This window comes from Dactylosporangium sp. NPDC049140 (assembly GCF_040648435.1).
In genome coordinates this window covers 81,240-107,387 of the sequence record NZ_JBEZDS010000003.1, presented here as the reverse complement: position 1 = coordinate 107,387, position 26,148 = coordinate 81,240, and the positions used below count along the sequence as shown (strand labels likewise).

Genomic DNA, 26,148 nt, shown 5'->3' with positions numbered 1-26,148 from the left:
GCCCCTCCGCTCCGCTCCGGACCGCTCACGCCGGGTCGAAGTAGTGCACGTCCTCGCGAGTGATGACGCCGCGCTCGACGGTGAGCAGCGACAGCTTCGTCAGCGTCGACCGTTCGCCGGTCGAGCGGCGGGTCTGGTCGAAGGTGAACCGGACCGCGAAGCCGTCGGCGCCGACGTACGGGCCGTGCACGGTGACACCGTGGATGTCCAGGTCCGCGGTGAGCCGCGCCGCGTGCGCCAGGATCTCGTCCAGCCCGCGCACCTCCCCGCCGCCCTCCAGCGGCGCGGCCCGGACCGCGGCGGGGTCGTACAGCGGCAGCGCCCGCTCCATGCGGCCCTTCGCGAACGCGTCGGCGTACCGGCGCGCGACCTCCGGCGTGGACAGCGGCCGGAAGTCGGCGGCGTGGTCGGCGGCCCACTGCGCGAACGGGCGCGCCGGGTGCCCGGTCAGCTCGCGCACGCCGTCGGCGACCGGCTCGGGTTCGTCGACAAGGGACGCCCAGTAGTCCAGCGCGCCGTCGGCGAAGGCCGGGTCGGCCCAGGCCAGCATCTCGGCGCGGGCCTCCTCCCGCGACGCCGCCACGACCGGGGCCGGGCCGATCGTGCGCACCTGGTCCTCCTGCGTGATGGCGGCCGGGCCGGTGAGGACGTACGCGCGGCCGGTGTGGCCCGGCTCCGTCATCGCCGCCACCGCCGACTCGGCGATGTCGCGCTCGTGGATGAGCGAGCGCGCGGCGCGCGGGTATGGGATGCGGACCGGCCCGCCCGCGCGGATCGCCAGCGCCCACTGCAGCGCGTTCGTGGCGAAGCCGCTCGCGCGCAGGAAGGTCCAGTCGCCGGTGTGGCGCCGGATCGCGGCCTCGACCTGGCCCCAGACGCCGTTGCGCTCCGGCGGGGCGTCGTCGCGGACGCTCATCGCGGAGACGTAGACGATCCGCCCCCGCAGCCGGGCCGCCACGTCGTCGGCGCCCTCGGCGGTCAGGGACGGCCAGATCAGCAGTACCGCATCCACGCCCTCCGCCGCGGCGCCCAGCGCGTCGAGGTCGTGCACGTCGGCGCTCACCGCCTCGACGCCGGCCGGCAGGCCGCTCGCGTCGCGGGCCAGGCCCCGCACGTGCACGCCGCGCTCGCGCAGCAGCTCGACCGCGATCCGGCCGATGTTCCCCGTGGCCCCGATCACCAGGGCCCGCTCGATGTCCGTCATGCGCCCCATGCAACGGGTTGAACCTAGGTTCACGTCAAGGACGTTAGGCTCGGCGGGTGACCACCCTCACCATCGGCGAGCTGTCCCGGCGCAGCGGCGTGCCGGCCTCGGCGCTGCGGTTCTACGAGCGCCAGGGCCTCATCAGCAGCGGGCGCAACGCCACCAACCAGCGCCGCTACGACGACGTGGCGCTGCGGCGGGTCGCGTTCATCCGCGCCTCCCAGCGGGTCGGCATCCCGCTCGTGCAGATCGGCGAGGTGCTCGCGTTCCTGCCCCCGGGCATGCCGCCGACGGCCGCGTTCTGGCGCCGCGCGTCGCGGTGCTGGGGCGAGGCGGTCGACGAGCGGATCGCCCGGCTGGAGCGCGACCGGGAGCAGTTCGCGGCCTGCGCGGGCTGCGGCTGCCTCTCCTTCGGCGAGTGCACCCTGGTCGAGCCGCGCGCGGAGGCGTCGTGACCGAAGAGGCCCCGCGCGGAGGCGCGGCCGGCGACGAGGCCCCGCCCGGAGGCGCGGCCAGTGACGAGGCCGCGCGCGATGGCGCGGCCGGCGACGAGGTCGTGGTGGTCACCCCGCCCGACGAGCCGCCGTCCTGGTGGGACGCCGCGCTGTTCCTGGCCGGGCCGACCCCGCGCACGCCCGACGTCGCGAGCTGGCGGCCCGAGGCCGTGGACCTGCTGCGCCGGCGCTGGACCGGCGGCCGCCTCGTGGTCTTCTCCCCCGAGCCCGCCACCGGCGTGGTGCCCGACTACGACGGGCAGATCGGCTGGGAGGAGGCCGGCCTGCACCACGCGGACCGGATCGTCTTCTGGGTGCCGCGCGAGCCGGTCACGATGCCGGCGTTCACCACCAACGTCGAGTGGGGCACCTGGCACCGCAGCGGCAAGGCGGTCTTCGGCGCCCCGCCGGCGGCCCCGAAGAACCGCTACCTCGCCGCGGGCGCGCGGGCCGAGCACGTGCCCGCCGCCGAGGACCTGGCCGCCACCCTCGGCCTCGCGCTCGACGGCCTGTCGCCGGGCGCGCGCCGGACCGGCGGCGAGCGGGAGGTGCCGCTGCTGGTCTGGCGGACCAGGAGCTTCCAGCAGTGGTACCGCACCCAGACCGCCGCCGGCCACGAGCTGCTGCGCGCCCGGGTGGAGTGGGTGTACCGCCGCGGGCCGGCCCGCCGCGAGGTCGTCTACTGGGCGCTGCGCACGGACATCCGCGTGGCCGGCGAGGACCGGGTCAAGACCGGGCAGATCGTCCTGGCGCGCCCGGACCTTTCCAGCGTCGTGCTCCACCACCGCGGGGCGACGCCGGGCGAGACCCTGGTGGTCCTCGTCCGCGAGTTCCGCTCCACGGCGACAACCCCGGACGGCTTCATCCACGAGCTGCCGGGCGGCGCCGGGCCCGAAAACCTTTCGGCGCGGGAGCAGGCCGCGGCGGAGGTCCACGAGGAGACGGGCCTGCCGCTCCCGGCGTCCCGGCTGCGCTCGCACGGCGTCCGGCAGGTGGCCGGCACCCTCTCGGCGCACCGCGCGCACCTGTTCTCGGCCGAGCTGACCGCCGAGGAGGTGGCCGGCCTGCGCGCGGCGGCCGGCACCCCGTTCGGCGAGGCCGGGTCGACCGAGCGCACGTGGGTCGAGCTGCACACGTGGTCCGGCATCCGCGCCGGGAACCTGGTGGACTGGCCGACCCTGGGGATGCTGGCCCAGGTCCTGGGCTGACGTCCGATCGCGACGATCCGGTGGAAGTTTCACGCCCGCTTGCCGAAAAGGTTTTCGGCGCGCAGAGTGGCGATGCCATGGCATCGGAGATCGTTGATGAGAGGAGAAGCGCGTGCACCGTCATCAGGTCCGCCGCCTCGTCGCCGTCGCGGCCGCCGCCGGGCTCGCCGCGGGCGGGGCGGTCGTCGCCACCACGGCCAGCGCGGCCGCGGCCGGCTGCCGGGTGTCGTACACCGTCAGCTCGCAGTGGCAGGGCGGCTTCGGCGCCGGCGTGGCCGTCACGAACCTCGGCGACCCGGTCAACGGCTGGACGCTGACCTGGGCCTTCGCCAACGGCCAGACCGTCACCCAGGCCTGGAACGCCACCGTGACGCAGAGCGGCGCGACCGTGTCGGCCACGAACGTCGGCTACAACGCGGCCATCGGCACCGGGGCCACCGCCTCGTTCGGGTTCAACGGCGCCTGGACCGGCACGAACGCGGTACCGACGGCGTTCCGGCTCAACAACGTCGCCTGCACCGGCGCCGTCGACCCGACGGCCACCGCGTCGCCGACCCGGTCCGCCACGCCGTCGCCCAGCGCCACCGGCACCCCGGCCGGGCCGGCGCTGCGGACCGTGCGGGTGTTCTGGCTCAAGCCCACGGACGTGGCCTTCGACCAGCGCTACCCCGACGGCATCGCCGCGGTGATGCGGGAGGCGCAGCGGTACTACAAGCAGGAGTTGGGCAAGACCTTCACGCTGAACGCCACCGTGGTCGAGGTCGTCAACGGCGAGCACGACCGCAACTGGTACATCAACACGAACTGCGACCCCAACGGCGACCGGTACTGGTGCGTGGTCGGCAACATGCACCAGGAGCTCATGCGCCGGTTCGGCATCAGCAACCCGGACAGCCGGTGGCTGTGCGTGGGCGAGATCAGCGCCGAGGACGCCGGCAACTCCGGGGGCGGCGCGAGCCCCGGCTGGGTCACGCTGAGCGGCCACGACGCCGACGGCGCGGCCGGCATCAACGGCCCGATGAACCGCTGGTACGGCGGCATGGTCCACGAGCTCGGCCACGGCTTCGGGCTGCCGGACTCGACCTCGACCGACGGCACGCCGATGTCGGCGTCGTTCTACAGCTACCCCAACACCCACTTCAGCCAGGCGCAGAAGACCGGCATCCTCAACGGCCGGTACGGCTCGTTCCTGTCCTGAACCGTCACCGCAGGTACGCCAGCTCGGGGAAGGCCCGCCGGTACGCGGCCAGGAGGCGCCCGGCGACCGCGTCGGAGGCGACCAGCGGGTGGATCGCGAACGCGCGGCGCGCCGCGGCGGCCGAACCGGTCGCCGCGGCCTCCAGCACCGCGCGCTCGCTCGCCTTCACCGCGGCGGTCAGGGCGGCCTGGCCGGCGTCGAGCGGTGTAACGGGCCGCGGCCGGGCGCCGTCGGTGTCCGCGGTGCACGACACCTCGACGACGGCGTCGGCGGGCAGGTGCGGCAGGGTGCCGGCGTTGCGCACGTTGAGGATGAGCCGGGCCGGGCCGCCGCCGGTGAGGGCGCGCATGAGGGCGAGGGCGATGTCCTCGTACCCGCCCGAGCCCTCCCCGGCCGCGAAGTAGGTCGCGTCCCGCTCCGCGCGCACGCCGTCCCAGGCGGACAGCGGGTCCGCGTGCGGGTCGGCCAGCCGGCGGTACAACTGCGACTGCTGCTCTTGCAGGAACTCCCCGCGGGTCGGTCCCCGCGCGGGGCCGGGCGGGTCCTCGTAGTAGTGCAGGTATTCGTTCGGGATCGAACGTCCTCCGGCGCGCAGCCAGCCGAGGTGGTTCAGGCCCGCGTAGTCGGGCGCGGGGTCGCCGGGCGCGAACCGGCGGCACAGGCCGGCCGGCGAGTCGCAGATGCCGATGACGCGGTCGCCGAGGTGCGCGGCCATCGCCTCGGTCACCAGGCCGGCCGGGTTCGTGAAGTTGACGACCCAGGCCCGCGGCGCGACCGCGGCGACGCGCCGGGCGATGCCGGTGGCGACGGGGACGGTGCGCAGCCCGAACGACAGCCCGCCGGCGCCGACGGTCTCCTGGCCGAGCACGCCCTCGGCGATCGCGATCCGCTCGTCGAGGACGCGCCCGGCGAGGCCGTGCACGCGGATCGCCGAGAACACGACGTCGGCGCCGGTGAGGGCCGCGGTGAGGTCGGTCGTCGCGGTCACCTGCGGCGCAGCGGCGGCCCCGCGGGCCTGGGCGGCCAGCACCCGTTCGATGGCCGCGAGCCGCCCCGCGTCGGTGTCGTGGAGCACGACGTGGCCGGCGAGCGGGTCACGCAGCAGCGCGCGGTGGATGAGCGGCACCCGGAAGCCGCCGCCGCCCAGGATGGTGAGCCTCACGCGGCATCGGGCAGCCGGGCGATGGTGGCCATGGCGCGGCGGATCCGGCTCGGCCCGCCCGCGGGGACGAGGTCGTCCAGGAAGTCGTACGCCTCGTCGCGTACGGCGGCCCGCCAGGCGGCGATGTCGCTCCAGCCCGGCGCCGACAGCGAGCCGCCGAAGTGCCGCACCGACAGCGCGGCGACCAGGTTGGCGAAGGCGAGCCGCTCCCGCAGCGGGCGCTGCCAGAGGGTCGCGGCGATGAAGCCGGCGGTGAACACGTCGCCGGCGCCGGTCGGGTCGAGGGCCTCCACCGGCACGGGCGGGGCGTTGACGGTCTCGCCGGTGGCCGCGTCGATCGCCAGGGCGCCGTCGGCGCCGCAGGTGACCACCGCGACCGGCACCCGGTCGGCGAGGCGGTGCAGGGCCGCCCGCGGGGTGTCGGTGCGGGTGTAGTGCATGGCCTCGACGGCGTTGGGCAGGAAGGCGTGGCAGTCCTCGAGCGCGTCGAGCGCGGCCGCGGGCCACTCGGCGCTGTCGTCCCAGCCGACGTCGGCGAAGACCAGCGTGCCGGAACGGGCGGCCCGGCGTACCCAGGGCAGGCGCTCGCCGGTCAGGCTGACCGACGCGGCCCGGGCGGCGGGCAGCTCGCCGACGAGGCCGTCGGGGCCGACCGGGGCCGGGTGCCCGTGGGTGATCATGCTGCGGTCGCGCTCGTACGCCAGCGAGACCGTCACCGGCGAGTGCCAGTCCTCGAAGCAGCGCGAGGGGTGCAGGTCGACGTCCTGCTCGCGCAGCACGTCGCGGCAGAACTCGCCGTAGGCGTCGGTGCTGAACGCGGCCCCGAGGCCGGTCCGCAGCCCGAGCCGGGAGGCCGCTACGGCGAGGTTGGCGATGCCGCCCGGCGAGGAGCCCATCCCGGGCGCCCAGGTCTCCTCGCCGGGCCGCGGCAGGCGGTGCAGGCCGGTGAAGACGATGTCCAGGAACACGACGCCGGACACGAACAGGTCCATGCCGACACCATATGCCGGTTAAGCCGATCGGCCCAGTAGGAAACGGGCAAGATGATCGGTGACGTCGCGCGCGTCGTCCTCGATGCCGTGGATGAACGTGGACTTGCGCCGGCGCAGCACGGGCAGGCCCAGCGCGTACAGCCCGGAGACCCCCTCGGCCACCCCGCCGTCGTGGCGGAGCCGGCCCTTGGCGTCGACCACCGGCACGTCCAGCCACGTGTAGTCGGGCCGGAACCCGGTCGCCCAGACCACCGTGCGGATCTCCCCGCCGGTGAGGTCGAGCTGCAGCCGCGTCGAGGCGGGCACCCGGGTCGGCTCGGGCCGCTCCCCCGGGCCGTCGGCGGCCCACGCGTCGAACGTGTCAAGCAGCCGCACGAGCTTCAGGTCGGCGAGCGCGAACAGGTTGCGCAGGCCGCCGGAGAACAGGGCCTTCCCGTCGCGCAGCGCGGCCCACCGCCCGACCACTTCCACGCCCAGGTCGGTGAGCGCGTTGAGGTCGAGGGTACGGCGCTTCTCGTCGCCGACGAGCTGCGGCGAGGAGAGCTTGCGGGCCCGCTCCAAGTCGTCGATCTCGTCGTGGCGCTGGTCCCACACGCCCGTGGCGTCCATCCACCACAGCACGTCGCGGCCGCGGTACAGCCGCGGCATGCGCACGTGCTCCCCCACCGACAGGGTGACCTTGCGGCCCGAGCGGTGCAGCTCGGCCGCCAGCTGCACGCCGGTCGCGGAGGCGCCGACGACGAGCACGCCACCCTCGGGCAGGTCGGCCGGCCCGCGGTACCGATGCGGCGTGATCTGCGTGATCGAGGACGGCAGCGCGGCCGCGAACGCCGGGACGACCGCCGTGTTGCAGGCGCCGCTGGCGATGATCACCGCGCGGGCGTGCAGCTCGTCGTTGACCACGAAGCCGCCGTCCGCGGGCCGCAGCGAGGTGACCGGCGTGCCCGTGCGCACCGGGGCCCCGGCCGCGAACCGCGAGATGAACTCGGCCACCTCGCCGCTGGTCATGTACCCGTCGGGGTCGGGCCCCTCGTACGACTGCCCGGGCAGCCGGGTCAGCCAGTTCGGCGTGAGCAGGCGCAGCGAGTCCCAGCGCTCGCGCCGCCACGAGTTCGCGACCTCGCCGCGCTCCAGCACGACGTGGTCGATGCCGTGGCGGCGCAGGAAGTGGCTCGCCGCGAGGCCGGCATGGCCGGCCCCGACGACGACCGCGGGGACGTGCTCAGGCAACTTCGACCGTGACGTCGGTCGGGTTGGTGAGCGCGTCGAAGACGGCGGAGCGCTTCTGCGACTGCGCGACGAGGGCCTCGATCTCCTGGCGGGAGGCGTCGGCGTCGATGTTGAAGGTGACCTTCACGCCTTCGAAGCCGTTGCGCACGTCGCTGTCGGCGCCGAGGATGCCCCGGATGTCGTGCTGGCCCTCGACGTGCGCCTCGACCGAGCGCAGCTGGATGCCTCGATTCTGAGCGACACTCGCCACACCGGCGGTGAGGCACCCGGCGAGCCCGACGAGGAGATACTCGATCGGGGTGATGCCGTTGTCCTCGGCCGCGAACACGGCCGGGTGGTCGGCCTCGAACGTCGAGGCGGCCTTGTGCGTCTGCTCCGTGCCGAGGCCGAAGAACTTCTCGATGGTGGTGGTGCTGTGAACGCCGTTGTCCCAGCGCGACGAGGCGCGCCAGGTGAACTGCGCGGCCTCGGGGGCGTCCTTGAGTGCCTGGCGGGCGTCCAGCAGCGCCTGTACGTTGACTCCGTTGTTCGCCGAGCTCATCCGAAACTCCTCTGCATTACCGAATTTGCTGGTCCGATTACCTATAACACCCACTAGGGCGATGGACAATACACTGAACGCCGAGACGCAGTACCTCGACCTACCGGCTCCCGTCCAGCTTGACTGCGGGCGCGAGCTGCATTCCGTCCGAGTCGCGTATGAGACATACGGCAACCTGGCCCCCGGGCGCGACAATGTCATCCTCGTGTGCCACGCGCTCAGCGGCGACGCGCACGCGGCCGGCCTGTCGGCGAGCCCGCAGGCGGCCGGGACCCGCGACGGTTTCGCCGCCGAGGACCGCGACGGCGCGGCCGGCCAAGCTCTCGGATGGTGGGACGGCATGATCGGGCCGGGGAAGGCGTTCGACACCGACCGGTACCACGTCGTGTGCACGAACCTGCTCGGCGGCTGCCGCGGCACCACCGGCCCGTCGTCGACGAACCCCGACACCGGCAAGCCGTACGGGTCGGACTTTCCGGTCATCACGGTCGCCGACATGGTGCGCACCGAGCGTGCCCTGCTGCGCGAGCTCGGCATCGAGCGGCTCGCCGCGGTCGCCGGCGGGTCGCTGGGCGGCATGCAGGCCCTGGAGTGGGCGGTGCTGTACCCGGACGCCGTCGACGCGATCGTGGTCATCGCCAGCACCCACGCGCTGCACCCGCAGGGCGTGGCCTGGAACGCCATCGCCCGCGAGTCCATCATGGGCGACCCGGCGTGGCAGGGCGGTCACTACCACGGCACGGGCCGCGCGCCCGATGGTGGCATGGGCGTGGCCCGGATGGTGGGGCACATCACCTACCTGTCCGCCCCGGCCCTGGAGGACCGCTTCGACCGGCGCCTGCAGCACGGCACCGACGTGCGGTACACGCTCACCGAGCCCGAGTTCCAGGTCGAGAGCTACCTGCGCCACCAGGCCGGCTCGTTCGTGCGGCGCTTCGACGCGAACACGTACCTCTACCTGTCCCGCGCGCTGACCTACTTCGACCTGGCCCGCGAGCACGGCGGCGGCTCGCTGACCGCGGCGCTGGCCGGGCTGCGGGCGCGCACGCTGCTCATCGCGTTCAGCTCCGACTGGCTGTACCCGCCCGCCGCCTCGCAGGACATCGCGGCCGCCCTGGGCGAGCTCGGCAAGGCGGTAGAGTTCCACCTGATCGAGGCGCCGTACGGGCATGACTGCTTCCTGCTCGAAGAGGCCCGGCAGACGCCCATCATCAAGCGATTCCTGGGGTGACCGTGACCGACGTTCCGTCCCGTTCCTTCAAGGCCGAGCAGGACCACGAGTTCGGCTTCGAGACCCGGCAGCTGCACGCCGGGCAGCGGCCCGACCCGAACACGGGCGCCCGCGCGGTACCGATCTTCCAGACCACCAGCTACGTGTTCGAGGACCCGGAGTCGGCGGCCGCGTACTTCAACCTGCAGGAGTACGGCAACACGTACTCGCGCATCATGAACCCGACCGTCGCCGTCTTCGAGGAGCGCGTCGCCAACCTCGAGGCCGGCACCGGCGCCGTCGCGTTCGCCAGCGGCATCGCGGCGCAGGCGGCCGCGCTGTTCACGCTGCTCGAGCCCGGGGACCACGTCGTGTCGTCCTCGGCGCTGTACGGCGGCACCGTCAACCAGCTCAAGCACCTGCTGCGCAAGATGCACGTGGAGCTGGCCTGGGTCGACCCCGACGACGTGGACGCCTGGCGGGCCGCGGTGCGCCCGAACACGAAGGCGTTCTTCGCCGAGACGATCGGCAACCCGGCCGGCAACGTGCTCGACATCGCCGCCGTCGCCGCGGTCGCGCACGAGCACGGGCTGCCGCTCATCGTGGACAACACGTTCGCCACGCCGTACCTGTGCCGGCCGATCGAGTGGGGCGCCGACATCGTCGTGCACTCGGCGACGAAGTTCATCGGCGGGCACGGCACCAGCATCGGCGGCGTCGTCGTCGAGGCGGGCACCTTCGACTGGTCCAACGGGCGCTTCCCGGTGGTCGCCGACCCGTCCCCGGCCTACCACGGGCTGCAGTTCCACGAGACGTTCGGCGCCTACGGGTACCTCATGAAGCTGCGCGCCGAGACCCTGCGCGACCTCGGGGCGGCGCTCTCGCCGTTCAACGCGTTCCTGTTCCTGCAGGGCCTGGAGACGCTCTCGCTGCGCATGGAGCGGCACGTCACCAACGCCCTGGCCGTCGCGGAGTTCCTGGAGGCGCACGAGCTCGCCTCGAACGTGACCTACGCCGGCCTTCCCGGCAGCCGGTACAAGGCGCTCGTGGAGAAGTACCTGCCGCGTGGCGCCGGGGCGGTGTTCTCCTTCGACTGCGCCGGCGGCCGCGAGGGCGGGCAGAACCTCATCCGGGGCGTGCAGCTCTGGTCGCACCTGGCCAACGTCGGCGACGCCAAGAGCCTCGTCATCCACCCGGCCAGCACCACCCACCGCCAGCTCAGCGACGCCGAGCTGGCCGCGTCCGGGGTCGGGCCGGGCACGGTGCGCCTGTCGGTCGGCACCGAGAGCGTGCCCGACCTGATCTGGGACCTCGAGCAGGGCTTCACCTACGTCAGCAAGGCGGTCTGATGGACCTTCAGCGGTACCAGAACCCGACCACGATCCAGCGTGTCCTGCACACCGCGCGCACCGTCGCGATCGTCGGCCTGTCCGCCAACGAGCTGCGGGCCAGCTACTTCGTCGGGTACTACCTCAAGCGCCACGGGTACACGGTCATCCCGGTCAACCCGCGCGAGTCGCAGATCCTCGGCGAGAAGAGCTACCCGAGCCTGGCCGACGTGCCGGTGCCGATCGACGTCGTGAACGTCTTCCGCGCGCCGCCCGCCGTGCCGGCCGTCGCCCGCGAGGCGGTCGCCGTGCACGCCAAGTCGCTGTGGTGCCAGTTCGGCGTCATCAGCGAGGAGGGCACGCAGATCGCGGCCGACGCGGGCCTGGACGTGGTCGTCGACCGCTGCATCAAGATCGAGCATGCGCGGTACGTCGGGCGCATGCACTGGCTCGGCTTCAACACCCAGCGCATCACGTCGGTGCGCACCGGCCTGCAGTGACGATCAGCGGCCCGGGACGGCGCGGTCCAGCACGACCTCGTACACGAGATCCGTGGTGATCGAGCCGATCCGGGCCAGCTCGCCGGTGATGCGGGCCAGGTCCGGCATGTCGGCCGCCAGCACCTCGGCCACGTAGCAGGCCTCGCCGGTCACCCGCACGCACCGCACGATCTGCGGCTCGCGCTCCAGCACCGACGCGACCTGGTCGTACAGCGCGCCGTGCACCTTCATCCGCACCACCGCCCGCAGCGGCAGCCCGCACGCGGCCGGGTCGACCCGCGCCGTGTACCCGGTGATCACGCCCCGCTCCTCCAGGCTGAGCAGCCGGGCCCGGGTCGCCGACACGCCCAGGTGGATGGCCGCGGCCAGTGCCGTGAGCGATGCCCGGGCGTCGCGCTGCAGCTCGGCGAGCAGCCGCCGGTCGACGTCGTCGATCATCGCGGCAATCTACCGCAGATCTTGCGGCGAACGCGGCCGCGGACCGCGCGAACGCACTGCAGTCGCGGCCCCGCTCGCCGTAGCGTTCTGGGCATGACCGAGTTCGCCTACGTCGACGTCTTCGCCTCCGCGCCGCTGACCGGCGCGCCGCTGACCCTCGTCCCCCGCGCCGACGGCCTGACCGACGAGCAGATGCGCGGGATCGCGCGCGAGTTCAACCAGTCCGAGACCACGTTCGTGCTGCCGTCCGGGGACCCCGGGGTGACCCGGCGGCTGCGGTCGTTCACGCCGACCGGCGAGGAGGTCTACGGCGCCGGGCACAACGCGCTCGGGGCCTGGCTGTGGCTGGCCGAGTCGCTGCTCGACGGCGACTCGGCCACGTTCCACCAGCAGATCGGCGAGGCGGTGCTGCCGGTGTACGCGTCCCGCGCCGCCGAGGGCCACATCGTGGTCGCCATGGAGCAGTCGCCGCCCGTCTTCGGCGCCGTCGCCGAGGACCGCGCCGGGCTCGCCGCGGCGCTCGGGCTCGCCGCGGACGACCTGGTGCCGGACCGGCCCGCGCGGGTCGTCTCCACCGGCGCCGGGCACCTGCTCGTGCCGGTGCGCTCGCGGGCCGCGGTGGACCGGGCGGTGCCGGATGCCGCGCGGCTCGTGCCCGCCCTGCGCGCGGTGGGGGGCGAGGGCTGCTACGTGTACACCTTCGAAGGCACCGCCTATGCGCGCTTCTTCAATCCGGCCATGGGCATCCCGGAGGACCCGGCCACGGGGACCGCCGCGGGGCCGCTCGCCGCGCTGCTCGTGGCCGACGGGCTCGCCGCCGGCCCGGAGGTCGTCATCGAGCAGGGCCACGCGATGGGCCGCCCGAGCCGGATCACCGTCACCGTCGACGGCGCCCGGGTCCTGGTCAGCGGCTCCGGCGTCGTCACCGCGACCGGCACCCTGGCCACCGGGCCGCGGCCGTCGTTCACCGCCCGCGACGAGACGTTCCTGCGCCGGGCGATCGAGCTCGCCACCCGGGCCCGGGCCGCGGGCGACGCCCCGTTCGGGTCGCTGCTCGTCGACGCGGACGGGAAGGTGCTCGCCGAGGAGCACAACACCGTGGCGTCCGACGGCGACATCACCGCGCACCCGGAGCTCAAGCTCGCCCGCTGGGCCGCCCGCCACCTGAGCCGGGCGGACGCGGCCGGGGTGACGATGTACACCAGCTGCCAGCCCTGCGGCATGTGCTCCGGCGCGATCGACCGCTCCGGCCTGGGCCGGGTCGTCTACGCCCTGTCCACGCGCCAGCTCGGCCGCGGCTTCGCGCCCGTCCTGCAGGACGGCCCGGCCCTGCTCACCGAGGCCCGCGCCGCCGTCGAAGGGTACTACGCCTGACAGAATGGGCCGGTGAGGCGCGAGGCGAGCATCCTGCACCTCGACCTCGACGCCGCGTTCGCCAGCATCGAGCAGCGGGACAAGCCGTCCCTGCGCGGCCGCCCGGTCGTGGTGGGCGGGATCGCCGGGCGCGGGGTGGTGGCGACCGCGTCGTACGAGGCCCGGACGTTCGGCGTGCGCTCCGCCATGCCGATGTCGGAGGCGCGGCGGCGCCTGCCCGCCGGGGCGGCCTATCTCACGCCGCGCTTCGAGGCGTACCGCCGGACCAGCCAGATCGTGATGGAGCTGCTGCGCCAGGTGTCGCCGCTGGTCGAGCAGGTCTCGATCGACGAGGCGTTCGTCGACCTCGCGGCCGGCGGCCACGACTGCTCGGTGCCCGCCATGACCGAGCTCGCGCGCGGCATCAAGGCCCGCATCGCCGTGGCGACCGGTGGCGTCACCGGCTCGGTCGGCATCGGCACCTCGAAGCTCGTCGCGAAGATCGCCTCCGACCTCGACAAGCCCGACGGCCTCACCGTCGTCGGGCCGGGCGACGAGCTGACGGTGCTGCACCCGCTGCCGGTGACGAAGCTGTGGGGCGTCGGCCCGGCGACGGCCGAACGGCTGCGCCAGGCCGGCATCCGCACCATCGGCGAGCTCGCCGCCCGCGAGCTCGTCGACCTGCTCGCCTGGTTCGGCCAGGCCCACGGCAACGGCCTGTACCGCCTCGCCCGCGCCGACGACGACCGCGCCCTGGTGGCGGAGCGCGACACGAAGTCGGTCTCGGCCGAGGAGACCTTCGGCACCGACGTCGCCGACCGGGCCCGCCTGGAGCGCGAGCTGGACCTGCTGGCCGACCGCGTCGCCAAGCGCCTGCAGGCCGCCGGCCTGTCGGGCCGCACGGTGACCGTGAAGGCCCGCTACTTCGACTTCACCACGATCACCCGCTCGGCCACCCGCGACCAGCCGACCGACGAGCCGCGCGCCGTCGTGGAGACGGCCCGGCGCCTGCTCGCGGACATCGACGTGACGGGCGGCCTGCGCCTGCTGGGGGTGGGGGTGTCCGCGCTGTCGGAGTTCGCGCAGGACACGCTGTTTCCCATCGGTACCCCTCCGGTGTCCGCGGACGCCGTTCGGGCGGACGTCGCCGGTGCGGACCCCGTTGTTGCGGACGTCGCCGCTGACCCGCCCGACGCGGAGTGGCGCACCGGTCAGGACGTCCGCCACGACGCGCACGGTCCGGGCTGGGTGTGGGGCGCCGGCCTGGGCCGCGTGACGGTGCGCTTCGAGGGCCCGCGCACGCCGCCGGGCCCGGTGCGCACCTTCAAGGCCGGCGACCCCGCCCTGCACCGGGCGCCCCCACCGGACTGGGCCTGACGACTATCATCGGCAGTCGTGCCTGCGCTCAGCCCGCCCGTCGTCGCCGTCCACCAGTCGTTCCTGGCCGCCATGGCCGAGTTCGTCGCCGAGGGCCGCGGCGGCCCCGACGACTTCAGCATGGTCGCCCGCGAGATCCAGGATTTCTCCCCGACCTGGGACACGCCCGCCGGGTTCGCCGAGTACGTCACCGCCCTGCGCGCGCAGGCGCTCGAGGAGACGCCCCGGCCGGAGCACTTCGTCCCGTCGACGACCCTGTGGTGGGTGGACGGCTCCTCGTACTATGGGCGGCTCGCGATCCGCCACCGCCTCACCCCGAACCTGCTGGAGGTCGGCGGCCACATCGGCTACGACGTCCGCCCGACGGCCCGGGGCAACGGCTACGCGACGGCGATGCTGCGGGCGGCGCTGCCGATCGCGCGCTCGCTGGGCATCGAGTCGGCCCTGCTGACCTGCGACACCGCGAACGTCATCTCACGCCGCGTGATCGAGACGAACGGCGGCGTGTTCGAGGACGAGCGCGACGGCAAGCTCCGCTTCTGGATCCCGCTCCCTTGAGAACCTTGAGCATCTGGAGCTTCGCGTGACCGATGGCCCGGACATCCGCTTCGAGCTGACCCGTCCCGACGTGCGGCTGCGCGACGCCTGGCTCGCCGCCTACGCGGAGTGGCCCGCGGGCTCCCACCTGGACGGCACCGGCCTGCGCGAGGGCGACGACGTGCACAGCCCGGACGGCTTCGCCGCGTGGGTCGCGAAGCTGCTCCGATGCGAGGACCCGCAGCTGACCCCCGCGCCGGCCCACGTCCACTCCACCTACCGGTGGATCATGGAGGGCACCACCTGCCTGGGCGCGATCGAGCTGCGGCACGCCATCGACCACCCGCTGCTCCGCGAGGCCGGCGGCCACATCGGGTACAACGTCCGGCCGGGCCACCGCGGGCGCGGCATCGCGACGTGGGCACTGGGCGAGACCCTCCAGCAGGCGCGGTCGATGGGCATGGACCGGGTACTGCTCACCTGCTCACCGGAGAACACGGCGTCCGCCCGCATCATCGAGAAGGCCGGCGGGGTGCTCGAGGACGTCCGGGAGACGAGCATCGGCCCCAAGCGGCGGTACTGGATCACTCTGTGACCCGCCCCGGTCGCTATCGGGGTCGCCCCCGGGTCGCCCAGCGCGCGGCCGGGTCGCGCATCGCGGCCACGAGCGCGCAGGTCGCGGCGGCCGCGATGCCTGACCAGCGCAGGTGGGCGGGCGTCCACTCCGGGCCGGAACCGACAAGCATCGGGGCCTGGGGAATGGACGCGGCCAGCAGCAGCGCCGCCAGCAGCACGGGCGTGGTGATGATGCCGGGCTGGTCGAATCCCTGGCGGCGGGCCCACGCGGCCACGGCCCACAGCACAGCGACCGCGGCGGCCAGCTCGGTCGTGAGGCCGAGGCCGAGGCTCCACCGATCGCCCGCCGGAGCCGAGGGAAGATAGACGGCGAGCACCGCCGCCCACACCGGCACGACGACGGCCGCGGCACCGGCGATCCGCAGCCCCAGCCGGCGCGCCAGGCCGTACGGGCTGGCCTGCAGCGTGATCGCGGCGCTGTCGTCGAGCGCGTAGCCGCTGCCCAGGGCCAGCAGCAGGCCCAGGACGCGCAGGTCGCCGACGGCGTCGTGGGTGTCGCCGAGGCGGGTCGCCAGGTACGCGGCGACGGCGACGGCGCTCGTCGCGAACGGGGCCAGGCGCAGGCTGCGTACCAGGTGGCCGCTTCGGACCAGTTCCCGGGCAACGGACGGTGTCATGGCAGCTGGAGCCCGCCGAGGACGAGGGTGGCGGCCAGGACCGGGCCGCCGACCAGGAGCAGCCGGCGGCCCTGGGAGCGGTACACGGCGGCGATCGCGGCGCACGCGCAGAGCCCGGTCAGGTACGCGACGTGCAGCCACGGCCGGCCCGGCACCGGCGTCCAGCCCTCGAACGTCATACCGGTCGTCCACCACATCCACCAGGTGCCGCCGTCGATGCGGCGGAACGCGACGAGACCGCCCAGCGTCGCGAGCACGAACACGATCAGCACGCCGCCGGCGAAGGGCAGCCAGCGGGCGGCGAGGACGCCGAGCAGCCCGGCGCCGGCGATGACGAGCGGAAGCTGGGCCAGCTCGCCGGCGCTCATCAAGTCCTTGGCCGGGATGTCGTCGAGGCTGCCGATGACGGCCATGGCCGCCGCCGCGACGGCGCCGGCTCCGGCCAGCGGCAGCGCGATGCCCAGGCTCATCGCCCAGGTCCGGCGCGTGTCCGAGGTCGGGGTGGCCTGCAGCATCTCCTCGGCCCGGCTGCGGCGGGCGCCGCTGGCGACCAGGTTCGCCGCGAACAGGACGATGATCGGCCCGAAGAACGCGACCGCGATGAAGATGGTGCCGTACCAGTAGTCGGCGTTGCGGCCGGCGCTGGCCGAGTCGGCGGCGGCGGTCACGGCCACGACGACCGGTACCAGCCACAGCACGGGGTGCCGGAGAAGGCGGCGGGCCTCCCGGCCGATCAGGATGGCGTTGCTCACGAGTGGGTGACCTCCAGATCGGGTTCACCCATGAGCAGGAGGTACGCATCCTCCAGTGTGGGTGGGATCAGCTCGGCGCCGGCCGGCGGGTCGCCGACGTTGCGGAAGATGCCGTCGCCGGTACGCCACGCGGCGAGGGCGGCGGCCGCCCTCTGGGTGCCGGCCCACACACGGCCCGCGGCCAGCGCGGTCAGCTCGCTGGGGGTGCCGGTGAACCGGACGCGGCCCTGATGGAACACGGCGATCCTGGTGCACAGGGCGGTGATGTCCTCGGTCTGGTGGCTGGACATGACCACCGTACGCCCCTCGCCGGCGTGCGAGATCATCTCCCGGAACCGCAGCCGCTGCTCGGGATCGAGGCCGACCGTCGGCTCGTCGAGGACGAGCAGGTCGGGATCGCCCAGCAGGGCCTGGGCCAGGCCGACCCGCCGGCGCATGCCGCCGGACAGGGCCCGGATCCGCTTGGCGCTGACGGACGCCAGCCCGGTCAGTTCGACGACCCGGCGGACCTCGTCGTGCCGGGCCCGCCGGTCGGTCATCTGCTTCAGGATCGCCACGTAGTCGATGAACTCGAAGACCGTGAACCCCCGGTGGAAGCCGGCGTCCTGCGGCAGGTAGCCCAGGCGTTCGCGGATCCGGGTCCGGTCGTCGGGGCGCGCCGGGTCACGGCCCAGCAGCGTCACCGTGCCCCGGTCCGGCGCCAGGACGGTGGCGATGATCCGCAGCAGGGTCGTCTTGCCGGCGCCGTTCGGTCCCAGCAGGCCGGTCACGCCCTGGCCGGCGTCGAGGTCGACGCCGTCCAGCGCCGTCGTGCGGCCGAAGGATTTCGTCGCGCCCTGCACGCGTACAGTCATGCACTGCTCCCGATTTTGATCATGACGGTGTGACGGGTGACGGCGAGCCAGGTGCCACCGCCGACGGCCACGGCCAGCCAGAAGATCTGGGCGCCGATGCCGACGGCGAGGTCGAGGTGACCGGCGATGGCGGTCGGGACGGTCACCAGCACCCAGGCCGTGGCCACGACGCCGACGGCGACGACGGGTGTCATCCGGGCCGTCAGCGCCAGCGCGGCGCACGTGAGCCCGGCCGTGGGCAGAAGCCAGGCGGTGGCCAGCCAGCGGGAGCCCGGCAGCGCGAGCCCGGCCGCGGCCACGATCGGCACCGTGACCGCCAGGACCGCGGCCGTGCGGATCAACAGCAACCGCAGCCCCGAGTAGGGCGTGGCGAGCCCGATCTCCCGGGTCGGGTCGAGGCCGCCGGCGAAGGCCACCGCGACACCGGCCAGCGGCCCGAGCGGGGCGGCGACGAGAAACATCCGCAGCAGGCGCTCGTCGACCTGACCCGCCCACACCGCGAGCGCGAGCACCCCCGCGATCCCCAGCAGCCACGGCCCCCGCAGGGTCGGCGTGGCGGCGACGAGGCGCGCCGTGGCCTCGCCGACGCCGAGCCGGGCCAGCAGCCGCTCGGGCCAGCCCGGCCGGGGAGCGTCGACCCGGTCGGCCACCTCATGCCAGATCGCCTCGACCCGCCGGGTGTCGACGTGGGACGCGATCGCGCCCCGGCAGGCCGGACACTTCATGAGGTGCGCCTCGGCCGACGCGGCCAGGTCCGGCGGGGCGGCGCCCTGCACGTACCGGCGGATCGCCTCCGGATCCAGGTGCCAGACGGTCATCCGAACCTCCCCGTCATGCCAGGCGCTCCCGCAGCTGAGCGCGGGCGCGCATCATCCGTGTCTTGACCGTGCCCGGTGGGATGCCCAGCAGCCGGGCGGCCTCCCGCGTAGTCAGCCCGTCCAGGACCGTCGCCTGCACGACCGCCCGCAGCTCCGGGGACAGGCCGGCCAGTGCCGCGCCGACGTCGCCGTACTGGACCGCGAGCAGCACGTGCTCCTCGGCCGACGTCTCGACGCCGGCGAACTCGGTCAGCTCATCGGCCGGCGGCCGGCCCCGCCGCAGCGTGTCGACCAGGCGGCGGATGCCGATGCCCCAGATCCACGCGGCCACCTCGCCCCGGCGGTCCCAGCGCCCGGCCGACCGCCAGACCGCCACGAACGTGTCCTGCACGACCTCGTCGACTAGCTCCGGCGACGAGCACCGCCGCCCCAGGCGCACCAGCAGCCACGGCAGATGCCGCCGGTACAGCTCGGCGAACGCCTCCCGGTCGCCGTCCGAGATCGCCGCGAGGAGCTGAGAGTCCTCCCGGGGGTCCGGCGGTCGCGTCAGCATGCGTGACCTCCCGGTTCTCGTCGCTCGACGAGGCCAAGAGTCACATGCCCGGCGCTACGCCTCCCACCCATGCCCTGTTCGTCGTACCGGGCGGGGCGAACGGTTCACGGAACGGTCCGGAAATTTGCTCCATCAACGATGATCTTGTTGCGGCTATGACTTCGGCACCGGTCCGTGGGGCATCGCAATGAGCCATTGCTGAGCCTGGCGCCCATGCCGGTCCTCGAACCAAGGACTCCAACGGGGTTCCGCGTCCTCGTTCAGTGTCAGGTAGCGGCGGCTGTGTGACGACTGGATCAGATATCCGGCACCGTCGGGCGCTTCCTCCAGTTTCCAGCGTTGCCACGGCTCGCCATTCGGCTCCCACATGACTGGGTGGATGTCGCCCGAGGTCTCGACCGTCGAGTCGAGCGCCAGTCCGTTGGCGGCAGAGACCACGCTGACCTCGCCGGCGACGCCAGAGGGACGTAGATACCAGAGCTGGTGTCGATGGGCGTGCGGTGGCCACGTCAGCGCCCAGCTGCCGTTGTCGACGGCGAACGCGGTGTCGAGCGCAAGACCGCAAGCACGACCGACAATCAGGAATGGCCCGGCTACCTTCGGCTGCCGTTTGAACACTGTCTGGACGTCGTCAATGCCGATGGCCAGTCCCGGCAGGCGCAACTCGACCTTGAATCGAACCATGTCAGCACGGTAGCCGCGTGGCACTCCGGACTGCTCCACCCATGCGGTCAGCGATGATCGACCGTCCGGCCGGGCCGCGCACCGCGAGAGCGCTTTCATGATCGGCAACGTCGCGTGCGCTCCTGTCGGCACGTCCGGAAGCCGGTGACCGGCACCAGTGGCTCCGATCTGGACAGGCCCTGGGTTCTCGCGCACGCGCGACGTTGCCCCATGGGGGTTCATTACCGCCGCACCAGGGCCGCCCGGTCGCCCGACGCGATACATCGGCCACCTTGACGGCCCTCCCGTGGCAGCACGAAAAACGACCTATCCGGCGGGCAGAGTACGTCGATTGTCGATGAGTTTTGAGCGGGTCCACTATCTGAATACGGGACGAATCCGGACGTGTACCGCCAATGGTTACACCCTCGCCAGCAAACGACGGGGGTTGATCAAGGTGGATATGCAGCTTGCCCTACGTTGATCATTTATCGGAACGCCTGAACCTTCCATCACGCTCACCTGGCTATCGTGCGCCGGGCCGACCCGAGTGGACGCCAAGCGGAATCCCACGCGGTTCCACTCGGTCCAGCCGTCGGATATATCGACGAGCGCCGCTTGACCGGGTCGAGGACAGTGACGTACGTTCCGCTCGAATCGGTTCGACAGGCTTCAGCTTCCCTCGGTACGTCGAGGCCGAACCCGCCCATCGTGGAGACGCCGTGAAGAGAAGTGCTTTCGCCCTCATCCTCCTGCTGGTGGGCGTCGCCGGGCTGGCGGCGATGCCGGCAGTGGTCCATGCCGACACGGGAGCATCGAGGGGCCAGCTGAGCGGCTCCAGCTCGCGGGAGAAGGTCAACTTCAATAGGGGTTGGGCGTTCGTCCGTTCGGATGTGACGGGAGCCCAGAACCCCGACTTCGACGACTCGAAGTGGGTCCCGGTGGCGTTGCCCCACGACTTCGACGCTCCCTACGACGTGGGCGGCAGCAACGGCGGGCGGTCCTTCTACGTGGGTGCGGGCTGGTACCGCAAGCACTTCAGTGTCCCGTCGTCCTGGAACGGCAGGCACGTCGAGCTCGAGTTCGAGGGTTCGTTCTCAGTGACCGACGTCTGGGTCAACGGGACGAAGGTCGGTTCTCACCGGGGCGGCTACACCGGGTTCACCTTCGACATCACCAGCGCGGTCCGAGCCGGTGACAACGAGATGTCGGTACGGGTCGACAACGGCTGGCGGGCGGACCTCGCGCCCCGCACGGGCGACCATCAGTTCAGCGGCGGCATCTACCGCGACGTCTACCTCAACGTCACCGACAACGTCCACGTCGCCTGGTACGGCACATTCGTCAGCACGCCCGCGCTGACGAATCCGATCTGGGACACCAGCAACGCTGCGTACTACCGCAACATCGACCTGTCGCAGTACCCGAGCGATGCTGACCTGCGGGCCAACGTCGCCGCCCGCCGGTCCAACGTGAGGGTGCAGACGGAGGTCCGCAACGACGGCTCCTCGCCGGTCGACGTCTCCGCCCGGCAGGAGGTGCGCCGGCAGGGGTCGACGACCGTGCTGGCAACGTTCGACTCACCGGCACGGACACTCGCCGCGGCGAGCACGACAACTCTCGACGCAGTGAGTGGCTCGCTGTCGAACACGGCCGCCATGTTGCAGGGGCTGGAGCTGTGGGCGCCGAACAACCCCGCGCTGTACAACGTGACCACCTCGCTGGTGGTCGGCGGCACGGTCGTCGACGCGTATGACACCACGTTCGGGTTCCGCAGCGCACAGTGGAAGGTGGACGGCTTCTACCTCAACGGGGTCAAGACGCTGCTGGTCGGCGCGGACGTCCACCAGGACCACGGCGGCTGGAGCAACGCTGTCACCAACTCGGGGTTCGAACGCGACGTACGCTACATCCGCGAGGCCGGCATGAACTTCATCCGAGGGTCGCACTATCCCCACGACCCGGCCTTCGCCGACGCGACGGACAAGCTCGGCGTCATGTTCTGGTCGGAGAACGACTTCTGGGCGACCGCGACCGCCGGCCGTGAGCCCACCCCGACCGGCAGTCCCAACGACTACCAGGCCGACGGATACCCGCAGAAGACAGCCGACCAGTCGGGCTTCGAACAGAGCACCATGGACACGCTGCGCGACATGATCCGGGTCAACCGCAACCACCCCTCGATCATCAACTGGTCGATGGGCAACGAGGTGTTCTTCACCTCCTCGGCCACCCTCGACAAGGCCAAGGCGCTGGTGAGCAGGCTGCGCGACTACGCACACCAGCTCGACCCGACGCGCAAGGCCGGGATGGGCGGCGTGCAACGCAGCTCGCTCGACCAGCTCCCGGTCAGCGACATCGCCGGCTACAACGGCGACGGTGGAAAGATCACCAACACCTGGATGCCCAACGTCGTCTCGGAATACGGGTCGTACACCTCCGACCGGCCCGGTCCCTACGACCCGACGTACGCCGACGTCAAGGACCCGAACGATTCGACCAAGTTCAAACTCACGACCGGAAGCGCCGGGCTGGCCATCTGGGCCGGCTTCGACCACGGCACGATCATGGACCCGAGCTTCGCCCGCATGGGCATGATCGACTACTACCGGCTGCCGAAGAACCAGTGGTACTGGTACCGGGCCAACAAGGCGAAGTGGTCCGGCACCACCAACCTTGCCGACCCCACCCCCGTCGCCCGGGAGCAGTCCACGAGCGCAACCGCGACCAGAATGACCCTGGAGACCGGGCGGTACTCCTCGACGACGGTCACCGACGACGGCATGACCGACACCCAGCTCGTAGTGACGATGCGCAACGCCTCCGGCGCCTGGGTCAACGACACCCGGACTGTCACGTTGACCGTCACCAACGGCCCGGGCGTCCTGCCCGGCGGCAAGTCGTATACCTTCACCCCCGGCACCCAGGCGTTCGACGGGAAGGCGGCGATCGAGTTCCGCTCCTACCACGCGGGCACGACGACCATCACGGCGAAGTCGGCTGGCCTGTCCGACGCCACCATCACCATCACCACCACCGACACCGTAGGCGCGGCGGGCGAAACAGAACCCGCCAACTTCGACAACGCGGCCCTCTGGCGCTCGCCCACCGGATCCGGCTCGCAACTCGTCGGCGGCCAGTCCGGCCGGTGCGTGGACGTACCGAACTCGAGCACCACCAACGGGACACAGGTCCAGCTGTGGGACTGCGGCGGTGGCAGCAACCAGCGCTGGAGCGCGACATCGGGCAAGCAGCTGCAGGTGTACGGCAACAAGTGCCTGGACGCCAACGGCCAGGGCACCAGCAACGGCACTCAGGTGATCATCTGGGACTGCAACAGTCAGTCCAACCAGCAATGGAACGTCAATTCCAACGGCACCATCACGGGCGTCCAGTCCGGGCTGTGCCTCGACGCCAACGCCGCCGGAACCGCGAACGGCACAAAGATCATCCTTTGGTCGTGCAACGGCGGCGCGAACCAGCAATGGAGCCTCGGGAACTGACCCGCCGGCACCCACAGGAGGCAACGGCAAGTTCGCCATGCGGTTGCCACCGCACGCCTTCTGAAGGTACGACACGCGCGAATCTTGGCTTCCGCTCATGCCGCCGAGGGTGCGCGACCTCGACCACGCCTGTTACGCCGCGTGAGGACGTCCCGCTTCGGTCGGCGCGCTGAACTGCCGGTGAGAGACGCCCGAGGCGCGGGCTCTTCGGTGACCTCGGTTGATCATCGCATTCGACGGTCGCTGGACAGGGGCCGGTGCAGGCGTCGGGGCGGGCCTCCGTACTTGTGCCCGCCCCGACGGGTAGCGCGTGGGTGTCAGCCTGCGGCGCAGGGTGCGCCGTTGAGCGTGAAGACGGTCGGGGCTGCGCTGTTGGTCGTCCAGGTGCCCTGGAATCCGACGGAGACGCTGGCGCCTGGATTGATGATGGCGTCCCATGGCGTGTTGATGATGGTCACGACCTGGCCGTCCTGGCGGATGCTGGAGGCGCCCCAGCCGGTGCCGGTGATCGTCTGGCCGGCGGGGAGGGTGAAGACCAGCGTCCAGCCGTTGATGGCGGTGGTACCGGTGTCGCTGATGGTCAGGTTCGCCACGAACCCGCCGGGCCACACGTTCATCGCGTACTGCACCCGGCAGGTTGGCGTGGTGTTCCGCTGGATCGTGAGGTGAGCGGTGGCCGTGCCCAGCGCAGTGCCGCCGCTGCTCAGGTTGACCGTCGCGTCCAACCCGGTCGCCGCGCATTGGCTGAGGGTCGCGGCGAAGGTGGAGTAGGTAAGGGTCTGGGTGGCTGTCCCGTTCGGTGGAAGGTTCGCCTGCTGCGCGATCGGGTCGATCGCCGTGCAGCCGGGCGGGACTCCGTTGACGCCGGGCGCGGTGTAATGAGCGGCCCAGATGCCCTGTACCGACACGGCGGTGCCGGTGCAGTTCCGCAGCACCAATGTGGCGGTCGCGTTTGCGCCTGCGATGACCGTCGAGGGCGCGAAGGTGAAGCTGGTGACCTGGATGGTTCCGGCACAGGTCGACTGGACGATCGTGAGGGGAGCGGTGAACGAGCCCACCGTGGTGCTGCCGACGCTCAGGTTCACGACTGCGTCCAACTCCGACGCCGTGCACTGCGCGAAGGTGGAGTAGGTAAGGGTCTGGGTGGCCGTCCCGTTGGGTGCGATGTTCGACTGCCGGACGATCGGGTCGATCGCCGGGCAGCCGGTCGGGATCCCGGTGACACCGGGCGCGGTGAACCGGCCGAACCAGGTGCCCGACACCGACACAGCGGAACTGGTGCAGTTCTGCACCGTCAGCGTGGCCGTCGAGCGTCCGCCCGGGCCGACCGTTGAAGGATCGAAGGTGAAGCTGGCGACTTGGACGGTTCCGGTACAGGCGGCGGGATCCGCGGCCGACTCGGTGCTGGCCCTTGCGGCGGCGCCGCCGATCACGACGGACATGATCGCGGCGGCCGTCAGGAGCACCCCAACTAATCTACGCATCTGTGACTCCAGTTCCACCCTGTCATGGCGTCGAGGAACGGCTGTTTCCTGCATCTTGGGTCGACGGCCACCCGTTGACAATGGAAGATGTCGATTCGATGGAGTTCTCTGTGTCTACAAGCGCCGCGAGTTGTAAGTTCCGAATGGAATGGTTCTGATTCGCCTCGTATTCGCTACGGACACCGAACTCCTGCCGTTGGAGAACCGCGACGGCCTCCTCTGGGCGTCCAGCATCAGCCAACAGTTCGGCGAGTGCACTGGCCGCATACCAGGTGCCGCCTTCAGGATGTGCCCCGCGCCTGTTCGATCGCCTGCTCGCGTCGCCCGCACCTGACCATCAGCGGCAGCCGCATCCTGAAGTACTCCCACTCCTCAGGGCCGTGGCGGGCCTTGAGGGTCGCGGGCCAGCAGGTCGGCCAGTTGGTCGCGGTTGTTGACCGAAGTGGAGTCCCGCGTGTGCAGCAGGGCGACCGCCTCTTCGACGCGGCCCTGCCGCTCCCGGATCGTGGCCAGCAGGTCGATAGCGTTGGACGGCTCGATGCGACGGCACCGGCACGACGGGTTGTCGTGGCGGAGCGGCGCCTCGATGCAGGCGCTCAGCAGCACGACAACCCCGTCGCCATATCCGCTATGCCGCCGTTGGTGCGCGCTGGCCGGCCCGAGCTCGTCACCGGCGGTGACCAGCCTCGGCAAGGCCGAGCTTCCTGTCGTGGCGATGTGCGGATGCGGCAGACCCGTCTAATCCTGGTCGACGAATGAGATTACTGCGTTGATGGCGTTGTCGCGGTGTCGGAGTCGGTCTGCCGGGTCCGTGTGAAGGCGGGCGTGCAGGTGCATGTCGTGCCAGCCGTCGGCGTGGAGCAGATATCCGCGTAGGGTGCCTTCAGAGGGAAACCCGCAACTCGTTGCGACGTTGCAGGACGCCGGGTTGCCGGTCGAGTGCAGCAGGAACAGGCGATGCAGCCGGAGCACCTGGAATGCCCACTGGGTGACTGCGAGGGTCGCCCTCGTCGCCACGCGGGCACCGCGCGCGGCGGGTATGACCCAGTAGGACACCTGCGCCTGGGCCGCGAACAACGCGATGGTGCGCAGACTGACCTGGCCAATCGCCCGATCGTCGCCGGTACGCACGACGGCCCAGCCCGCATCCGTCTCGGCCTGCCACGACGTGGCCCAGGCATCCACCCACTGGCGAGCCTCGTCATCACTGTCGATCCTGCGCATGTGCCAGTGCTGAATGTCGGGGGCAGCGAACGCGGCGCGGACGGCAGCGACGTCGTCGGCCCGCCACGGGCGCAGCACCAAGTCGTCGTCGACAGCCAGTCGAGGCTGCGTGAGGCTGCGGAGCGACCCGGCTGCAAGTGCGGGATCGACCAAACTCGGCATATTCATCACCGTAGCGGTCGGCGCCCGCACACGCCGCGTGAGTCGGTCAGCGGGCCACCACGAACCAACGATCCGGACTACGACGGCCGACGCCGGTGACTATTGGATCG

General features: G+C 72.1%; 26 protein-coding genes. 11 read left to right on the top strand and 15 right to left on the bottom strand.

The features are described 5' to 3' along the window. Positions 1-25 precede the first annotated feature (25 nt). Positions 26-1,204, bottom strand: a complete 1,179-nt coding sequence (locus AB0B76_RS06750; protein WP_360370511.1) for an NAD(P)H-binding protein — start codon at positions 1,202-1,204, stop codon at positions 26-28. Between the two features lie 56 nt (positions 1,205-1,260). Between AB0B76_RS06750 and soxR the strand changes: the two genes are divergently transcribed. From soxR to AB0B76_RS06735, 3 genes are all read left to right on the top strand, one after another. Beyond that, on the top strand, positions 1,261-1,659 hold the full coding sequence (soxR, locus tag AB0B76_RS06745) for a redox-sensitive transcriptional activator SoxR (protein ID WP_360370508.1): 399 nt from the start codon (positions 1,261-1,263) through the stop codon (positions 1,657-1,659). Next, a complete protein-coding gene (locus AB0B76_RS06740; RefSeq protein WP_360370505.1) occupies positions 1,656-2,906 on the top strand; it encodes a nucleoside 2-deoxyribosyltransferase domain-containing protein in 1,251 nt (416 codons plus the stop codon). Before soxR ends, AB0B76_RS06740 begins: the two co-directional genes overlap by 4 nt. A gap of 112 nt (positions 2,907-3,018) precedes the next feature. Further along, positions 3,019-4,104 carry a cellulose binding domain-containing protein gene (locus tag AB0B76_RS06735; RefSeq protein WP_360370502.1) on the top strand — a complete coding sequence of 362 codons (1,086 nt, stop codon included), beginning with the start codon at positions 3,019-3,021 and terminating at the stop codon, positions 4,102-4,104. 4 nt (positions 4,105-4,108) lie between these two features. Here the strand turns inward: AB0B76_RS06735 and AB0B76_RS06730 are convergent, their stop codons facing one another. The 4 genes from AB0B76_RS06730 to AB0B76_RS06715 are packed head-to-tail and all read right to left on the bottom strand — an operon-like array spanning position 4,109 to position 8,029. Then, positions 4,109-5,266, bottom strand: coding sequence for a 6-phospho-beta-glucosidase (locus AB0B76_RS06730; RefSeq protein WP_360370500.1), 1,158 nt, complete (start codon positions 5,264-5,266; stop codon positions 4,109-4,111). Then, a complete protein-coding gene (locus AB0B76_RS06725; RefSeq protein WP_360370497.1) occupies positions 5,263-6,258 on the bottom strand; it encodes a PfkB family carbohydrate kinase in 996 nt (331 codons plus the stop codon). Before AB0B76_RS06725 ends, AB0B76_RS06730 begins: the two co-directional genes overlap by 4 nt. A gap of 18 nt (positions 6,259-6,276) precedes the next feature. Then, positions 6,277-7,488, bottom strand: coding sequence for an NAD(P)-binding domain-containing protein (locus AB0B76_RS06720; RefSeq protein WP_360370494.1), 1,212 nt, complete (start codon positions 7,486-7,488; stop codon positions 6,277-6,279). Beyond that, on the bottom strand, positions 7,481-8,029 hold the full coding sequence (locus AB0B76_RS06715) for an OsmC family protein (RefSeq protein ID WP_360370491.1): 549 nt from the start codon (positions 8,027-8,029) through the stop codon (positions 7,481-7,483). The genes AB0B76_RS06720 and AB0B76_RS06715 overlap by 8 nt, the downstream gene beginning before the upstream one ends. Positions 8,030-8,090: 61 nt before the next feature. Between AB0B76_RS06715 and AB0B76_RS06710 the strand changes: the two genes are divergently transcribed. The 3 genes from AB0B76_RS06710 to AB0B76_RS06700 are packed head-to-tail and all read left to right on the top strand — an operon-like array spanning position 8,091 to position 11,067. Further along, positions 8,091-9,260 (top strand): homoserine O-acetyltransferase, encoded by a 1,170-nt coding sequence (locus tag AB0B76_RS06710; protein ID WP_360370489.1) that lies wholly within the window; start codon positions 8,091-8,093, stop codon positions 9,258-9,260. Between the two features lie 2 nt (positions 9,261-9,262). Beyond that, the gene (locus tag AB0B76_RS06705) at positions 9,263-10,588 is read left to right on the top strand and encodes an O-acetylhomoserine aminocarboxypropyltransferase/cysteine synthase family protein (protein WP_360370487.1); all 1,326 of its coding nucleotides are present in this window, start codon (positions 9,263-9,265) and stop codon (positions 10,586-10,588) included. Further along, positions 10,588-11,067, top strand: a complete 480-nt coding sequence (locus AB0B76_RS06700) for a CoA-binding protein (RefSeq protein WP_360370485.1) — start codon at positions 10,588-10,590, stop codon at positions 11,065-11,067. The genes AB0B76_RS06705 and AB0B76_RS06700 overlap by 1 nt, the downstream gene beginning before the upstream one ends. A gap of 3 nt (positions 11,068-11,070) precedes the next feature. Here the strand turns inward: AB0B76_RS06700 and AB0B76_RS06695 are convergent, their stop codons facing one another. Next, positions 11,071-11,505, bottom strand: a complete 435-nt coding sequence (locus AB0B76_RS06695; RefSeq protein WP_360370482.1) for an Lrp/AsnC family transcriptional regulator — start codon at positions 11,503-11,505, stop codon at positions 11,071-11,073. Positions 11,506-11,598: 93 nt separating this feature from the next. Between AB0B76_RS06695 and AB0B76_RS06690 the strand changes: the two genes are divergently transcribed. From AB0B76_RS06690 to AB0B76_RS06675, 4 genes are read left to right on the top strand one after another with little or no spacing between them, the layout of a single operon-like run. Continuing rightward, positions 11,599-12,879 (top strand): PhzF family phenazine biosynthesis isomerase, encoded by a 1,281-nt coding sequence (locus AB0B76_RS06690; RefSeq protein ID WP_360370479.1) that lies wholly within the window; start codon positions 11,599-11,601, stop codon positions 12,877-12,879. Between the two features lie 12 nt (positions 12,880-12,891). Beyond that, on the top strand, positions 12,892-14,235 hold the full coding sequence (locus AB0B76_RS06685; RefSeq protein WP_360370476.1) for a DNA polymerase IV: 1,344 nt from the start codon (positions 12,892-12,894) through the stop codon (positions 14,233-14,235). An 18-nt stretch (positions 14,236-14,253) separates the two neighbouring features. Next, positions 14,254-14,793 (top strand): GNAT family N-acetyltransferase, encoded by a 540-nt coding sequence (locus AB0B76_RS06680; RefSeq protein ID WP_360370473.1) that lies wholly within the window; start codon positions 14,254-14,256, stop codon positions 14,791-14,793. A 25-nt stretch (positions 14,794-14,818) separates the two neighbouring features. Beyond that, positions 14,819-15,367 carry a GNAT family N-acetyltransferase gene (locus tag AB0B76_RS06675; protein WP_360370470.1) on the top strand — a complete coding sequence of 183 codons (549 nt, stop codon included), beginning with the start codon at positions 14,819-14,821 and terminating at the stop codon, positions 15,365-15,367. A 13-nt stretch (positions 15,368-15,380) separates the two neighbouring features. Here AB0B76_RS06675 and AB0B76_RS06670 read toward each other — a convergent pair whose 3' ends face one another. The 6 genes from AB0B76_RS06670 to AB0B76_RS06645 form a co-directional block, all read right to left on the bottom strand. After that, a complete protein-coding gene (locus AB0B76_RS06670) occupies positions 15,381-16,025 on the bottom strand; it encodes a hypothetical protein (protein ID WP_360370467.1) in 645 nt (214 codons plus the stop codon). Further along, positions 16,022-16,777 (bottom strand): hypothetical protein, encoded by a 756-nt coding sequence (locus AB0B76_RS06665; protein WP_360370464.1) that lies wholly within the window; start codon positions 16,775-16,777, stop codon positions 16,022-16,024. The genes AB0B76_RS06670 and AB0B76_RS06665 overlap by 4 nt, the downstream gene beginning before the upstream one ends. After that, on the bottom strand, positions 16,774-17,631 hold the full coding sequence (locus AB0B76_RS06660) for an ATP-binding cassette domain-containing protein (RefSeq protein ID WP_360370462.1): 858 nt from the start codon (positions 17,629-17,631) through the stop codon (positions 16,774-16,776). Before AB0B76_RS06660 ends, AB0B76_RS06665 begins: the two co-directional genes overlap by 4 nt. Then, a complete protein-coding gene (locus AB0B76_RS06655; protein WP_360370459.1) occupies positions 17,628-18,449 on the bottom strand; it encodes a hypothetical protein in 822 nt (273 codons plus the stop codon). The genes AB0B76_RS06660 and AB0B76_RS06655 overlap by 4 nt, the downstream gene beginning before the upstream one ends. 13 nt (positions 18,450-18,462) lie before the next feature. Further along, complete coding sequence (locus AB0B76_RS06650; RefSeq protein WP_360370456.1) at positions 18,463-19,002, bottom strand: RNA polymerase sigma factor; 540 nt, start codon at positions 19,000-19,002, stop codon at positions 18,463-18,465. 153 nt (positions 19,003-19,155) lie between these two features. Next, positions 19,156-19,686, bottom strand: coding sequence for an RICIN domain-containing protein (locus AB0B76_RS06645; RefSeq protein WP_360370453.1), 531 nt, complete (start codon positions 19,684-19,686; stop codon positions 19,156-19,158). Positions 19,687-20,387: 701 nt separating this feature from the next. Here AB0B76_RS06645 and AB0B76_RS06640 point away from each other — a divergent pair. Then, on the top strand, positions 20,388-23,168 hold the full coding sequence (locus AB0B76_RS06640; protein WP_360370450.1) for a ricin-type beta-trefoil lectin domain protein: 2,781 nt from the start codon (positions 20,388-20,390) through the stop codon (positions 23,166-23,168). 317 nt (positions 23,169-23,485) lie between these two features. Here the strand turns inward: AB0B76_RS06640 and AB0B76_RS06635 are convergent, their stop codons facing one another. From AB0B76_RS06635 to AB0B76_RS06625, 3 genes are all read right to left on the bottom strand, one after another. Then, positions 23,486-24,670 (bottom strand): cellulose binding domain-containing protein, encoded by a 1,185-nt coding sequence (locus AB0B76_RS06635; RefSeq protein ID WP_360370448.1) that lies wholly within the window; start codon positions 24,668-24,670, stop codon positions 23,486-23,488. Positions 24,671-25,024: 354 nt separating this feature from the next. Continuing rightward, complete coding sequence (locus AB0B76_RS06630) at positions 25,025-25,345, bottom strand: hypothetical protein (protein ID WP_360370445.1); 321 nt, start codon at positions 25,343-25,345, stop codon at positions 25,025-25,027. 45 nt (positions 25,346-25,390) lie between these two features. Then, positions 25,391-26,038, bottom strand: coding sequence for a GNAT family N-acetyltransferase (locus tag AB0B76_RS06625; RefSeq protein WP_360370442.1), 648 nt, complete (start codon positions 26,036-26,038; stop codon positions 25,391-25,393). Positions 26,039-26,148 lie beyond the last annotated feature (110 nt).